The organism is Roseicyclus salinarum (assembly GCF_029624655.1).
GTDB classification, from domain to species: Bacteria; Pseudomonadota; Alphaproteobacteria; order Rhodobacterales; family Rhodobacteraceae; genus Roseibacterium; species Roseibacterium salinarum.
The window spans coordinates 56,362-69,235 of sequence record NZ_JARRSA010000012.1 but is presented as its reverse complement, the minus strand read 5'-3'; the positions used below and the strand labels follow the sequence as shown (position 1 = coordinate 69,235).

The window sequence follows — 12,874 nt, the reverse complement described above, 5'->3', positions numbered from 1 at the left end:
CCGACCCCAGATCCGTCCACAGGCTGCCTAGGTCTCGACAGGCTCGAAAACGATTTCGCGGCGGAGGAACTGCGTCGCCTTCGACGCGACGCGCTTCGGATTTCCAGTGGTGAGAAACCTCGATTCGCCCCCCGCCCCGCGCATCCCCGTGTGCCTCTCGAGATAGTCGGCCAGCGCCGCCGCCACGAGGTCGGGTTGCGAGTAGACCGCCACGTCGGGGCCGAGGGCCTCGCGGAATACCTCCTCGACCAGCGGGTAATGGGTGCAGCCGAGGATCGCGGCCTCGGGCTTCGGCATCCGCCGGAGAAGCGACTCGACGTGGCTTCGCACCAGCGCGTCGGCGAGGATCATGTCGCCCATCTCGATCGCGTCCACCACGCCCGCGCAGGGCTGCGCCTCGACGTCCACGCCGATCGCGCGGAAGGCAAGCTCGCGCTGAAAGGCGCGGCTGGAGACGGTGGCGGGCGTTGCGAAGAGGGCGACGTGACGCACCGCCACCTCGCGCGGGGGAGAATTGTCGCCCCACTTGCGTTCGGTCAGAGCCTCGATCAGCGGCACGAATACGCCGAGCACGCGCTTGCCCTGGGGCACCCAGCCCTCCTGCATCCGGCGCAGCGCGGCAGCCGAGGCGGTGTTGCAGGCGAGGATCACGAGGTCGCAGCCCTGGTCGAAAAGGCACTGAACGCCGCGCGTGGTGAGATCGTAGATGTCGTCCGCGTCGCGCACGCCGTAGGGCGTGTTGGCGTTGTCGCCGAGGTAGACGAAGGGCACGTCGGGAAGCCGCCTGGTCACCGCGTCCAGAACGGTAAGGCCGCCGAGGCCCGAATCGAAAACGCCAACCGCCATGTCCCTGCCCTTCCTGGCTCTAGTACCGGTCGATGATCCGTCCCGTGCGCCCCTGCCCGTCCCGATATTGCTGATCGAACTCGAAGCCGCGCAGGCGCGCGTCGAGAGGCCTGGGACTCAACGCATAGGTCGTTTCGCGCAGGAACGCCATCATGCCCCGCGCGTCCCCGCGAAAGGCCTCCAGTTCGTCCCTCGGGATCGGATTTCCGACCACGATGCGCACGGGCGTGTTCACGCGCGACCGGAATTCCTTGATCAGGAGCCCCATCCGCAGCGTGGTGTGGACATGGCTCATCAGCTGGAACAGCCGCGAGTTCTGCCCCTCGAAGTAGATCGGCACCACGGCGGCGTCGGACTTGGCGATCATCCGCGCGGTGAAGCTGCGCCAGCCCGGGTCCATCGGCCGCCCGAAGGGCCGCGCGGCGGTCGAGACGGTGCCGCCGGGAAAGACGCCGATCGCCCCGCCCCCGGCCAGAAAGCGCAGCGCGTCGCGCCGCGTCTCGATGTTCAGCGCCAGCGCCTCCTTCGTGTCCTCGAAGCTGATCGGCAGGATGATGCGGTCGATGCCCTCGGCCCGGCGGAAGATGCGATGGGCGAGAATGCGGAAATCGCCGCGCACCTCCGCAAGGATGTGGCCGAGCATCAGGCCGTCGAGGATGCCGTAGGGATGGTTCGCGATGACGATCAGCGGCCCCTCGCGCGGGATCAGGCCGAGGCTCCCGCCCGCAACCTCCAGCTTCAGCCCGTAGCGCTCGACCATCACCTGCCAGAAATCGCGGCCCTGGCGCACCTCGTCGTTGTAGCCCGCCGCGCGCCGGATCAGGCCCAGCCGGCCTGTCGCGTTCTCCATCGCGCGGATCATCGCGCGGCCGGTCCGGGATTCGGCCGATGACGCGTAGGAGATGTCGCGCGCGGCGGTCCTGAGGTCGGCGTCTCGGCGGCGACGGACCATGAACGGCCCCTCCGGTGGGTTGCTTTCGTTTGCCATAGCCCGCCCTGCCCGAGTCGGTCCAGACATCAGGCGCGGGCGCCCCCGATCAGCGCCGCGTCCACCCCCAGAGGCAGATCAGGTCGTGAAGGACATGGGTCGCCGCGACCGCCGTGATGGACGCATGGTCGAACGGCGGAGAGACCTCGACCACGTCGCCGCCCACGAGGCCGATCCCCGCAAGCTCGCGCAGGAAGATGCCGGCCTCCATGCTCGAAAGGCCTCCCCAGACGGGTGTGCCCGTGCCGGGCGCGAAGGCGGGGTCCAGCCCGTCGATGTCGAAGGAGAGATAGACCGGCGCGCCGCCCGCCCGCCCGCGCACCGCCTCGGCCACCGCCGCGGGGCCGCGCGTGAATACCTCGCGGGCATCGTGGATGGCGATGCCGAGGTTGTCGCCGACCACCGTGCGGATGCCCACGTGGGACGAGCGCCCCACGTCGATCAGCCCCTCCTTCACCGCCTTGTAGGCGAAGGTGCCGTGGTCGATGCGCGCCGGGTCGTCGTCGGGCCAGGTATCGGTGTGCGCGTCCACCTGGATCAGCGCGAGGGGGCCGTGCCGCGCCACGTGCGCCCGCAGAAGCGGCAGCGTGATCGAGTGGTCGCCTCCCATCACGAAACAGGCCGCGCCCGCGTCAAGGATGGTGGCGGCGTGAGCCTCGATCCGCGCGGGCACGTCGGCGGTGTGGGCGTAGTCGAAGGCCATGTCGCCGTAGTCGAGGATCGCAAGCGCCTCGAGCGGGGAATAGCCGTCCCAGCCGTAGGGCGGATCGAAGGGCTGAAGCGCCGAGGCCTCGCGGATCGCGCGCGGCCCAAGCCGCGTGCCGGGCCGGTTTGTCACGGCCTGGTCGAAGGGGATGCCCGTAACGGCCACGTCGACGCCGCTCAGATCCTTGCCCCATCGGCGGCGCAGGAAGCTCGGCGCGCCCGAAAACACGTTCTCGAAACGCAGGCCCTTCAGGTCGGACCGGGTCACGGCCGCGTCGATCTCGTTCTTGGCGTCCTCGAGGGCCATTTTTCCGTCCTTCTCCCTTTCCCCGACCAGCCCTGCCGCTACCTGCGCCGGAACGCAAGAGGCGCCGTGCATCGGCCTTGCCCATCCCTGAGGCATCGGGCATGGACGGGCGGCACCGCCCCAGGAGACGCGCAATGCAAGACGTGACAGACCCCCAGGCCGACCTGCGCGCCGCGTTCCTCGAGGGGATGAGCCGCTCGGCCGCCTCGGTCTCGGTCGTCACGACGGACGGACCGGCGGGGCGCGGCGGCGTCACCGTGTCCGCAATGACGTCGATCTCGGCGGAGGGCGCGCGCCCGACGATGCTGACCTGCCTCAACGCGTCGTCCTCGGCGCTGCCGCTGGTGCTGGAGAACGGATGCTTCTGCATCAACGTGCTCAGGACCGGACAGACCGAGATTTCGGACATCTTCTCGTCCCGCCTGCCCGCGCCCGGCGGCGACAAGTTCAACGTCGTGGAGACCGAGACGATGGCCACCGGCGCGCCGCGCATCAAGTCGGCGCTGGTCAGCTTCGACTGCCGCCTGATCTCGGCCGAGAAGATCGGGACGCACCACATCTGCATCGGCGAGGTCGCGGCCGTGAAGACGGCGCACGAGGGCGAGCCCCTGCTCTATGGGTTGCGCAAGTATCTAAGGCCCGAGGACCACTAGGCGGCGCGCGCGGCCGCCCGGCCTCCTTCAGGCCGCGGGCTGCGCCGTCTCGACCAGCCGGGCGAAGATGCTGGCGCCGATGGGCGAGATCGCGTCGTTGAAGTCGAAGGCGGGGTGATGCAGCCCCGCGCCCGGCCCCGCGCCGATGAAGAAGTAGGCGCCCGGCCGCTCGGCCAGCATGTAGGAGAAATCCTCCGCCCCCATCTCGCGGCCCGAGCGCGCGTCCACGAGGTCCGCGCCGACGACCTCGGCCGCGACCGCCGCCGCGAAATCCGCCGCCTCGGGATCGTTGATCGTGGCCGGATAGCCCACTTCGTAGTCGAGGCGGGCCTCGACGCCGAAGGCCGCGGCATGGCCCGCCACGATCTCCTCCATCCGGCGGATCACCATCTTCTGCACCTCGGGGTCGAAGCTGCGCACGGTGCCGTTGATGTAGGCCTTGTCGGGAACGACATTGTCGGCCGAGCCCGCGTGGATCTGCGTGACCGAGATCACGAGGTCGTCGAGCGCGTAGTTGTTGCGCGACACGATCGTGGGGATCGCCTGCGCGATCGCCAGCGCGGGCGGGATCGGGTCGGCCGTCTCGTGGGGCATGGCGCCGTGGCCGCCCACGCCCTTCACATGGATGTGGAACGTGTCGACGGCGGCCATGATCGGCCCCGGCGTCGTCAGGATGCGCGCCTCCTCCAGCCCCGGCACGTTGTGAAGGGCGAAGACGCGGTCGATGGCGAAGCGGTCCATGATCCCCTCGCGGCACATCACGTCCGCACCACCCCCGGATTCCTCGGCAGGTTGGAAGATCAGCGCGACGCGCCCCGAGAAATTGCGCGTCTCGGCAAGGTACTTCGCGGCCCCCAGCAGCATCGCGGTATGCCCGTCATGGCCGCAGGCGTGCATCCGCCCCGGCACGGTCGAGGCATGGGGGGCGCCCGTCTCTTCGGTCATGGGCAGCGCATCCATGTCGGCGCGCAGGCCGATCACCGGCCCCTCGCCCCGGCCCTCGACGATGGCCACGATGCCCGAGGTCGCGATCCCCTCGTGGATCTCGTCGACCCCGAAGGCGCGCAGCTTCTCGGCCACGAAGGCCGCCGTGCCCAAGCAGTCGAGGCCAAGCTCGGGATGGGCGTGCAGATGCCGCCGCCAGCCCGTCATCTCTTCGGCGTAGGAGGCGATGCGGTTTACAACGGCCATAACTGGACTCCGTCCTCGCGGTTCGGTCTAAGGGGGCGAACCTGCACCAGTTCAGGCGCCGCCGCAATGCAAGACACCGCCCCGGACCACCCCCGCCCGATCGACAGGCTGCGCGCCATCATGGCCCGCCTGCGCGACCCCGCGACGGGGTGCCCGTGGGACATCGAGCAGGACTTCGCCTCGATCGCCCCCTACACGATCGAGGAGGCCTACGAGGTCGCCGACGCCATCGAGCGGCAGGCCTGGGACGAGCTGAAGGGTGAGCTTGGCGACCTTCTGTTCCAGTCCGTCTACCATGCGCAGATGGCCGAGGAGGCAGGGCATTTCACCTTCGACGAGGTCGCCGCCGCCATCGCCGACAAGATGGTGGCCCGCCACCCGCACGTCTTCGGCGACGAAAGCCGCGACAAGTCCGCCGAACAGCAGACCCGCGACTGGGAAGCCGTGAAGGCGGCCGAGCGCGCGTCGCGGGCGAAGGGCGGCGTTCTGGACGACGTGGCGCTGGGCCTGCCCGCGCTGATGCGCGCCGAGAAGTTGCAGAAGCGCGCGGCGCGCGTGGGCTTCGACTGGCCGCAGGTGGACCAGGTGATCGACAAGATCGCCGAGGAGGCGCGCGAACTGGCCGAGGCGCGGAACGGCGCGCCGCATGACCGGATCGAGGACGAGATGGGCGATTTGCTGTTCGTCGTCGCCAACCTCGCGCGCCATCTCAAGGTGGACCCCGAGGCCGCGCTGCGCCGCGCCAACGCCAAGTTCACGCGCCGCTTCGCCCATATAGAGGCGCGACTGGCCGAGCTTGGCAAGCGTCCCGGCGACAGCACGCTCGACGAGATGGACGCGCTCTGGAACGAGGCCAAGGCGCGCGGCCTCTGAGGCCGGGGCGCGGCCGTCCCGCCCGGCTTGCGGACGAGCCCGCACGCCGCGCTATGTAAGATCCATGCCGCTTCGCATCGCCCCGTTCCTCGCCGCCGCGCTGTTTCCCGCGCCCCTCGCCGGGGCCGAGTTGCATTGCCTGGGGACAGGCCCCGGCTTCATGCTGGTGATCGATGGCGGAACCGCGCGCTTCGACTACCTCGGCGACGGCGTCTTCGATCTGGAGCCTGCCGTGACGCTGCCCCTCGACGGGGTGCGCCGGACCGATCTGCGGACCCATGGCGGCGCGGTGCCGCTGTTTCTCGAGGAGGCCGCCTGCCCGATCTTCGGAATCGAACTCGACTACCGGGTAGAGATCGGTATTCAGACCTCGGAGGGACTGCGGCCGATGTTCGGCTGCTGCCGGGAGGCCGATTGAGACCATGACAGACCTGCCGAGGGAGACCGTGATCGCCGCCTCCGCGCCGCTGCCCGACGCGCGGCCGGGGCTGGCCGCGCTGTGGATGGTCGGGGCGATCCTGTCGTTCTCGGCGATGGCCGTCGCAGGGCGGGCAGCGGCGCTGGAACTCGACACGTTCGAGCTGATGTCGTGGCGTTCGGCCGTGGGCCTTCTCATCGTCCTGACGATCGGCGCGTTCGCAGGCACCCTCGGGCAGGTCACGCGGCGCAGGATGCACCTGCACGTCGCGCGCAACATCGCCCACTTCACCGGGCAGAACCTGTGGTTCTACGCCATCACTGTCTCGCCGCTGGCGCTGGTCTTCGCGCTGGAATTCACCTCGCCGCTCTGGACGATGCTGCTGGCCGCGATCTTTCTCGGCGAGCGGATGACGCGCGCCAAGGCGCTCGCCGGCGGGCTGGGCTTCGCGGGGGTGCTCATGATCGTGCAGCCCGGCGCCGCGCCCCTGTCGTCGGGCATGGTCACGGCGGCGATGGCGGCGGTGATGTTCGCCACGACCGCGATCTTCACCAAGAAGCTGACCGCCACCGAGACGATCACCTGCATCATGTTCTACCTCACCGCCATGCAACTGGTCCTCGGCCTCGCCTGCTCGCTGATCGACGGCGACATGGCGATGCCAAGCCTCGCGACCGCGCCTTGGGTCGTTCTGATCGCGGTGGCCGGGCTGACGGCGCATTTCTGCCTGACCACGGCCCTGTCGATGGCGCCCGCCTCGATCGTCATGCCGATGGACTTCGCGAGGCTGCCCGCCATCGCCGTCGTGGGAATGCTGTTCTACGACGAGCCGCTTCTGTGGGGCGTGCTCGGGGGGGCCGCGCTGATCTTCGCGGGAAACTACGTCAACATCATCGCGGCACGCCGCAGGACGACCTGACGCAGCGTCACCAAGGGGGTTTGTAGCAAAAGCGACACAGTGTGCGGGTCATGCAACGCCATCGCTGCAACCTGACCCTGCGGCAGAATTGACCGGTCCCACGCTTTTCGGAATAGGATCGTTTCAAACATGACGAGGCATGTCGGGGAGGAATTCCATGAAGAAACTAGCAAGCGCGTCGGCGGTCCTGCTCGCCACGACGGCGATCGCCCAGGCAGACATCTCGCGCGCCGATCCGACGGTGCGCCTCCTGTTCGAGGATGTCGGTCCGACAGGAACCTACGGTGAACTGTCCTTCGGTTCGATCAACCCCAAGGCCGGATCGAACGGCGTCGTTCCCGACCCGCTCGCCAGCTACGCACAGCCCGGCTTCGGCATCCTGCACCGCTACAGCGACCAGGTCTCGGTCGCGCTGAGCTACGACACGCCCTTCGGCGCGGACGTCAGCTATCCGGGCTTCGGCGCGGGCGGCACGCCCATCGGCGTGCCTCCGTTCTTCATCCCCTCCGGCGGGCCCTTCTTCGGGGGCTACGCCACCGTCGACACGCGGCAGTTGACCCTCATGGGCCGCTACGAGTTCGGCAACGGCTTCAGCGTCCACGGCGGCCTCCGGGCAATGGACGTCGAGGGCGACATCTACACGAACGTCACCGCGGACCCGACCGAATTCCACCGTCTCGCAGGGACGAGCGAGATCGGTTACGGCTACCTTCTTGGCGCGGCCTACGAACGGCCGGAAATCGCGCTGCGAGTCTCGCTGACCTACCATTCGGCGCTTGAAGTCGATTTCGACGACGCCTCCGAGACGCCCGTCTCGACTTTCTTCGGTGTTGCGACCGGTCCCGAGGGCACCGCCGACTTCTCGGTGGAGTTCCCTGAAAGCTGGACGCTCGAATTCCAGAGCGGCATCGCGGCCGATACGCTCGTCTTCGGCTCGATCCACTACGAGTACTGGGACGGGTTCAACCTTTCGACCGATGTCGGGAACTACGTGAACTTCACGTCCGACACGACGACCTACCAGGTCGGCCTGGGCCGCCGGCTCAACGAGAACTGGTCGGGCTCGGTCTCCTACACGCACCGCACGCGCGGAACGGTGCCGTCGGATTCGTCGCTGTCGCCGACCACCGGCCTCAATTCCATCGCGGTCGCGGCGCAGTACGAAATGGACGCCGTCACGCTCTCGGGCGGGATCACCTACGGGATCCCCGGAGACCAGACGGTCATCGCTGCCGCCCCGGTCGACTTCGACGACAACGAGGTCATCGGCGTGGGCCTTCGGATCGGCTTCCGCTTCTGATCCGCAGACTCTGGAACACGCAGAAGGCCCCGCCGTCGCGGGGCCTTTTCGCGTCTCAGAGCGCCTTGAACGCCTGCGCCTGGCGATCCGTCCAGTTCACCGCCACCACGATGCCGTCCTCCTCCTGGCGCTCGCCCTCGACGACGCCCTGCTCGTAGAGCCAGGCGCGGCGGCGCCCCTCTTCGTGGGGAAGCCGGACCTCGGCGCGGTTGCGCGGCTCGGACGTGCCCTCGGCCACCGCGGCCAGAAGCGGCCCCAACCCCTCTCCTGTCAGAGCAGAGATCGCGAAGACGCCGTCGCGGCGTGCCGCCTCGGTCTGGCGCGTCTCGCGATCGGGGCCCTTCAGGAGATCGGTCTTGTTCCACACCTCGATCAGGGGCGTCGTCTCGGTCACGCCGAGATCCTCAAGGATCGCGGCGACGTCCTCGGCCTGTTCTGTCGTCTGCGCATGCGAGATGTCACGGACGTGAAGGATCAGGTCGGCGTCCAGCACCTCTTCCAGCGTGGCGCGGAAGGCCGCGACCAGTTGCGTTGGAAGGTCCGAGATGAAGCCCACCGTGTCGGACAGGATCACCTTCGTGCCGTCGGGCAGCGTGACGCCCCGCATCGTGGGATCGAGCGTGGCGAAAAGCATGTCCTTGGCCATCACGTCCGCGCCCGTCAGCCGGTTGAACAGCGTGGACTTGCCCGCGTTGGTGTAGCCCACCAGCGCGACGATTGGGAACGGCACCTTCTTGCGCGCCGCCCGGTGCAGCGAGCGGGTCCGCACCACCTTGGCGAGCTGTCGGCGCAGGCGGGTGATCGCTTCGTCGATGGCGCGCCGGTCGGCCTCGATCTGCGTCTCGCCGGGTCCGCCCACGAAGCCCAGTCCGCCGCGCTGCCGCTCGAGGTGGGTCCATGCCCGCACAAGCCGCGTGCGCTGGTAACTCAGCGCGGCCAGCTCGACCTGCAGCACGCCCTCCCGCGTGCGCGCGCGATCGGCGAAGATCTCGAGGATCAGACCGGTACGGTCCAGCACCTTGCAGCCCCAGGCCTTCTCGAGGTTGCGCTGCTGGACGGGCGTGACCGAGCCGTCGATCAACACGAGGCCGACCTCCTCGGCCTCGATCCGCTCCTTCAGCTCGTCGATCTTGCCCGAGCCGAACAGCATTCCGGGCTGCGCCTTGGGCAGGCGCACGATCGCGCCTCCCACGACGTCGATGTCGGGAAGCGCCGCGGCAAGCGCCACGGCCTCTTCCAGCGCCGGCCCGGCCTCGCGGCGGTCCCGGTCGTTCTGGATGTCAGGGTGCAGGACGAGCGTGCGCATCCTCGCGCGCTCGGTCCCGTGGCTGTCGTGTTCTATGGAAGGTCTCCGGGCCCGGTGGGCTCAATCTTCCCCGTCGTAAAGGTTGATCGGCTGCGCGGGCATGACGGTGGAAATGGCATGTTTGTAGACCAGCTGGCTCTGGCCGTCGCGGCGCAGAAGGACGCAGAAGTTGTCGAACCAGGTGATCACGCCCTGAAGTTTCACGCCGTTGATGAGAAAGATCGTCACCGGCACCTTGGTCTTGCGGACGTGGTTGAGAAATGCGTCCTGAAGGTTCTGTTTGTTCTCGGCCATTTTTTTTCGCGCCTTTTTCGGTTTGCCGCCGTTGACCCGGCGGACTCCTCCAACGGATATTATGGTGTGAAAAAAACCGGATTTCCACCCCGGAAACCGACACTTGCGGGCGCATTTGCGTTCAGGACCGCCAGAACGCGGGGTTGAACAGCGCGATCAGCACCAGCGTCTCGATCCGTCCCAGGATCATCGCCATCGCCACGATGAGCTTGGCGGCGTCGCCCAGCATGGCGTATTGCACGGGGACTTCGCCCGCCATCGCGGCAAGGGGCCCGGTCGTGGTCAGCGAGGCGATCGTCAGGATCAGTGCCTCCTCGAAGGCAAGCCCGGTCGCCGCGAGCGCCAGCATGATGGCGGCCAGCGAAATGACGAAGAGCATGAAGAAGATCCAGGCGATGTAGGCCCCCTCGCGCCGGATGCGCCGGCCAAGGACGCCCGCGCCCGCGACCGAGTGGGGATGGACCAGCTTGCCCATCTCGCGGGTGCCATGCTTGTAGAGCGCGTAGACCCGCAGAAGCTTGATGCCCCCCGCCGTGGTCGCCACGCCGCCCCCCATCAGCACCAGACCGACCAGCAGAAGACCCGGCGTCGGCAGGCCAGACCATTGCCGCGCGTCCGCCCAGCTTTCGGACACGAAGCCCGTGGTCGTGAGGAAGGACAGAACCGTGAACGCCCCGCCCCAGAGCGCAGCGAGCGCGCCTTGCAGGTTCGAGATCGTGTCGACCTCCAGCGCGCCCAGCCAGTGCCGCGCGAACAGAAGCGTGGGCAGGCAGATCACCGCGAAGGCCGCAAGCCGCACCTCGCGGTCGCGCGCGACGCGTTCGGGCCATGTCCGGTCGAACCCCTGCGAGAAGGTGCGCCGTGACAGGGCGAAGACGAGGAACAGGAAGATCATCGCCTCGCCCATGACGCCCGCGGGCCGCCCCGCCAGACCTTCGACCGGCGTGATCCCCGAGGTCGCCATCGTCGACATGGCATGGATCAGCGCGACCAGCGGCGCCTCGTCCGCCGCCGACAGAAGCAAGGCCAGCGCCAGCGTCAGCACGAGGTAAACGGGCGTCAGCTGCGCCGCGCTGCGCGCAAGCCGCTCCGAGGCCCCCGAGGCGCCTGCCGGCATCAGGCCGGACTGGAGGCGCCCCTCGATGCGCGCCTCGGACGTCACCTCGTAGCCGCCGAGGCTGAGCGGCGCGAGGACGGCCATCGCCGACACCCAGATCAGAAGCCCGCCCAGCCAGCCGACCGTCGCGCGCCACAGGTGCACCGCCGGGGGCAGGCGCGCGGGGTCGAAGACGACCGCGCCCGTGGTGGTCAAGGCCGAGACCATGTCGAGATAGACGTTGATGAACCGCGTGTTGCGCACGGCATCGTCCATCGGAACGGCCAGCACCAGCGGCAGGACGAGATAGGACAGAACAAGCGTCACGAGCTGGCGCCGCTCGTTCGGGGTCCTGCCGCTGCGCTGGACGGCGATCCCGATCAGCGTCGCGCCCACCATCGTCAGGAGGCTCGCGTAGAAGAAGCTGCGGCCGGTCGCGAAATCCTCGCTCGCCACCGCCATCGCCGCTGGCAGGAGCATCGCACCCGCGGAGATCCAGAGCAGGGCGACGAAAAGCGGCAGATTGCGGAACCAGGCCAGCATCGCTCAGAAGAAGTCGATCGAGACCTGGAGCAGGGTCTCCACCGCAGGCACGTCGGAGGCCAGCGCGAAGATGACGATCGAGTCGCCCTCCTCGATCCGGGTGGATCCCGAAGGCCGGATCACCTTGCCGCCCTTCTGCACCGCGCCCAGAAGCGCGCCCTCGGGGAAATCGATGTCGCGCACCGCCCGTCCCGCCAGCGACGAGGTCGACAGGACCTGCGCCTCGATCACCTCGGCCTCGGCATCGCCGATGGAGTAGACGCCGCGCACGCGCCCGTGGCGGATGTGGCGCAGGATCGAGCTGACGGTGGTGGCGCGCGGGTTGATGTAGGCGTCGATCGACAGGGGCTCCATCAACGGCACGAGGGTCGGGTCGTTCACCAGCGCGATCGCCATGCGCGCGCCCGCCGACTTGGCGCGCACCGAGGCGAGGAGGTTGGTCTTGTCGTCGTCGGTGACGCACAGGACGGCGTCCGTCCGCTCCACACCCGCCTCCTTCAGAAGCTCCATGTCGAGGCCGTCGCCATGCAGCACGATGGTCCGCTCCAGCGCGTCGGCCGCCGTCTCGGCGCGGGTTCGGCTGGCCTCGATTACCCGCGTGCGGATGCGCTGCTGACGCCGCTCCAGCGTGCGGGCGACGCTCAGGCCCACGTTGCCGCCGCCGACCACGATGACGCGCTCGGGCGCCTTCGCCGTCTTGCCGAAGATCTCCAGCGTCCGCTCGGCGTCCTGAATATGGGTGAAGACGTAGATCTGGTCCCCTTCGAACAGCTGGTCGCCCGGCTCCGGCACGAAGAGCGTCCCGTCGCGCCGCACGCCCGCGACGATGGCGCGCAACGTCGAGAACAGCTCGGACAATTGCCTCAGCGGCGTGTTCAGCACCGGACAATCGGCGGTCAGCGCGATGCCGAGCATCTGCGCGTCTCCCGACAGGAATGTCTCCGTGTCGAAGGTCGAGGGCGAGCCGATGCGGCGCAGCGCGGCCTCGGCCACCTCCTTTTCGGGCGAGATCACGACATCGATGGGCAGGTGGTCGCGGCGGTAGAGGTCTGAATAGATCGCGTCGAGGTAGGACTGGCTGCGCAGGCGCGCGATCTTGCGCGGCACGGAAAAGACCGAGTGGGCGACCTGGCAGGTCACCATGTTCACCTCGTCCGAGAAGGTCGCCGCGATGATCATGTCGGCGTCCCGCGCCCCGGCCGTGTCGAGCACGTCGGGATGGCTCGCGAAGCCCGTCAGGCCGCGCACGTCGAGCGTGTCGGTGGCGCGGCGCACCAGGGCGGGGTTGTTGTCCACCACGGTGACGTCGTTGTTTTCGCCCGAAAGATGCCGCGCGATCTGCCAGCCGACCTGGCCCGCGCCGCAGATGATGACCTTCATGTGCCCAACGCCCGGACCGGTGTCTCTGGACTGAAAGCCATGGCAGAGCAGGGCG

The 12,874-nt window shown here is 68.6% G+C and carries 13 protein-coding genes; 5 read left to right on the top strand and 8 right to left on the bottom strand.

Annotated features, from left to right (window positions below):
* Window positions 1-27: 27 nt before the first annotated feature.
* From P6F26_RS10190 to speB, 3 genes are all read right to left on the bottom strand, one after another.
* Entirely contained in the window at window positions 28-846 is an 819-nt protein-coding gene (locus P6F26_RS10190; protein WP_278028575.1) for a glutamate racemase, read from the bottom strand.
* 19 nt (window positions 847-865) lie between these two features.
* On the bottom strand, window positions 866-1,798 hold the full coding sequence (locus P6F26_RS10185) for a lysophospholipid acyltransferase family protein (protein WP_278028574.1): 933 nt from the start codon (window positions 1,796-1,798) through the stop codon (window positions 866-868).
* 85 nt (window positions 1,799-1,883) lie between these two features.
* Window positions 1,884-2,846 carry an agmatinase gene (speB, locus tag P6F26_RS10180; RefSeq protein WP_278028573.1) on the bottom strand — a complete coding sequence of 321 codons (963 nt, stop codon included), beginning with the start codon at window positions 2,844-2,846 and terminating at the stop codon, window positions 1,884-1,886.
* 134 nt (window positions 2,847-2,980) lie between these two features.
* Here speB and P6F26_RS10175 point away from each other — a divergent pair, with 134 nt between their 5' ends.
* Window positions 2,981-3,499 (top strand): flavin reductase family protein, encoded by a 519-nt coding sequence (locus tag P6F26_RS10175; RefSeq protein ID WP_278028572.1) that lies wholly within the window; start codon window positions 2,981-2,983, stop codon window positions 3,497-3,499.
* A 27-nt stretch (window positions 3,500-3,526) separates the two neighbouring features.
* Here P6F26_RS10175 and P6F26_RS10170 read toward each other — a convergent pair whose 3' ends face one another.
* Window positions 3,527-4,690 carry a M20 aminoacylase family protein gene (locus tag P6F26_RS10170; protein ID WP_278028571.1) on the bottom strand — a complete coding sequence of 388 codons (1,164 nt, stop codon included), beginning with the start codon at window positions 4,688-4,690 and terminating at the stop codon, window positions 3,527-3,529.
* Window positions 4,691-4,756: 66 nt separating this feature from the next.
* Here P6F26_RS10170 and mazG point away from each other — a divergent pair, with 66 nt between their 5' ends.
* The 4 genes from mazG (at window position 4,757) to P6F26_RS10150 (ending at window position 8,200) form a co-directional block, all read left to right on the top strand.
* Window positions 4,757-5,563, top strand: a complete 807-nt coding sequence (gene mazG / locus P6F26_RS10165) for a nucleoside triphosphate pyrophosphohydrolase (RefSeq protein WP_278028570.1) — start codon at window positions 4,757-4,759, stop codon at window positions 5,561-5,563.
* Window positions 5,564-5,627: 64 nt separating this feature from the next.
* The gene (locus P6F26_RS10160) at window positions 5,628-5,981 is read left to right on the top strand and encodes a hypothetical protein (protein WP_278028569.1); all 354 of its coding nucleotides are present in this window, start codon (window positions 5,628-5,630) and stop codon (window positions 5,979-5,981) included.
* A 4-nt stretch (window positions 5,982-5,985) separates the two neighbouring features.
* Window positions 5,986-6,900, top strand: coding sequence for a DMT family transporter (locus P6F26_RS10155; RefSeq protein WP_430736738.1), 915 nt, complete (start codon window positions 5,986-5,988; stop codon window positions 6,898-6,900).
* Window positions 6,901-7,057: 157 nt separating this feature from the next.
* On the top strand, window positions 7,058-8,200 hold the full coding sequence (locus P6F26_RS10150) for an outer membrane protein transport protein (RefSeq protein ID WP_278028568.1): 1,143 nt from the start codon (window positions 7,058-7,060) through the stop codon (window positions 8,198-8,200).
* A 55-nt stretch (window positions 8,201-8,255) separates the two neighbouring features.
* Here the strand turns inward: P6F26_RS10150 and hflX are convergent, their stop codons facing one another.
* From hflX to trkA, 4 genes are all read right to left on the bottom strand, one after another.
* Window positions 8,256-9,506, bottom strand: coding sequence for a GTPase HflX (gene hflX / locus P6F26_RS10145; protein ID WP_278028567.1), 1,251 nt, complete (start codon window positions 9,504-9,506; stop codon window positions 8,256-8,258).
* A gap of 60 nt (window positions 9,507-9,566) precedes the next feature.
* A complete protein-coding gene (gene hfq / locus P6F26_RS10140; RefSeq protein ID WP_262876822.1) occupies window positions 9,567-9,800 on the bottom strand; it encodes an RNA chaperone Hfq in 234 nt (77 codons plus the stop codon).
* Between the two features lie 121 nt (window positions 9,801-9,921).
* Complete coding sequence (locus P6F26_RS10135; protein WP_278028566.1) at window positions 9,922-11,439, bottom strand: potassium transporter TrkG; 1,518 nt, start codon at window positions 11,437-11,439, stop codon at window positions 9,922-9,924.
* A 3-nt stretch (window positions 11,440-11,442) separates the two neighbouring features.
* Window positions 11,443-12,870 (bottom strand): Trk system potassium transporter TrkA, encoded by a 1,428-nt coding sequence (gene trkA, locus P6F26_RS10130; protein WP_347403041.1) that lies wholly within the window; start codon window positions 12,868-12,870, stop codon window positions 11,443-11,445.
* Window positions 12,871-12,874: the final 4 nt, after the last annotated feature.

Coding starts and splice junctions, on each gene's coding strand:
- speB (WP_278028573.1), bottom strand. CDS start 2,846: ATGGCCCTCGAGGACGCCAAGAACGAGATCGACGCGGCCGTGACCCGG.
- mazG (WP_278028570.1), top strand. CDS start 4,757: ATGCAAGACACCGCCCCGGACCACCCCCGCCCGATCGACAGGCTGCGC.
- P6F26_RS10190 (WP_278028575.1), bottom strand. CDS start 846: ATGGCGGTTGGCGTTTTCGATTCGGGCCTCGGCGGCCTTACCGTTCTG.
- hfq (WP_262876822.1), bottom strand. CDS start 9,800: ATGGCCGAGAACAAACAGAACCTTCAGGACGCATTTCTCAACCACGTC.
- P6F26_RS10150 (WP_278028568.1), top strand. CDS start 7,058: ATGAAGAAACTAGCAAGCGCGTCGGCGGTCCTGCTCGCCACGACGGCG.
- P6F26_RS10135 (WP_278028566.1), bottom strand. CDS start 11,439: ATGCTGGCCTGGTTCCGCAATCTGCCGCTTTTCGTCGCCCTGCTCTGG.
- P6F26_RS10155 (WP_430736738.1), top strand. CDS start 5,986: ATGACAGACCTGCCGAGGGAGACCGTGATCGCCGCCTCCGCGCCGCTG.
- P6F26_RS10170 (WP_278028571.1), bottom strand. CDS start 4,690: ATGGCCGTTGTAAACCGCATCGCCTCCTACGCCGAAGAGATGACGGGC.
- hflX (WP_278028567.1), bottom strand. CDS start 9,506: ATGCGCACGCTCGTCCTGCACCCTGACATCCAGAACGACCGGGACCGC.
- P6F26_RS10185 (WP_278028574.1), bottom strand. CDS start 1,798: ATGGTCCGTCGCCGCCGAGACGCCGACCTCAGGACCGCCGCGCGCGAC.
- P6F26_RS10160 (WP_278028569.1), top strand. CDS start 5,628: ATGCCGCTTCGCATCGCCCCGTTCCTCGCCGCCGCGCTGTTTCCCGCG.
- P6F26_RS10175 (WP_278028572.1), top strand. CDS start 2,981: ATGCAAGACGTGACAGACCCCCAGGCCGACCTGCGCGCCGCGTTCCTC.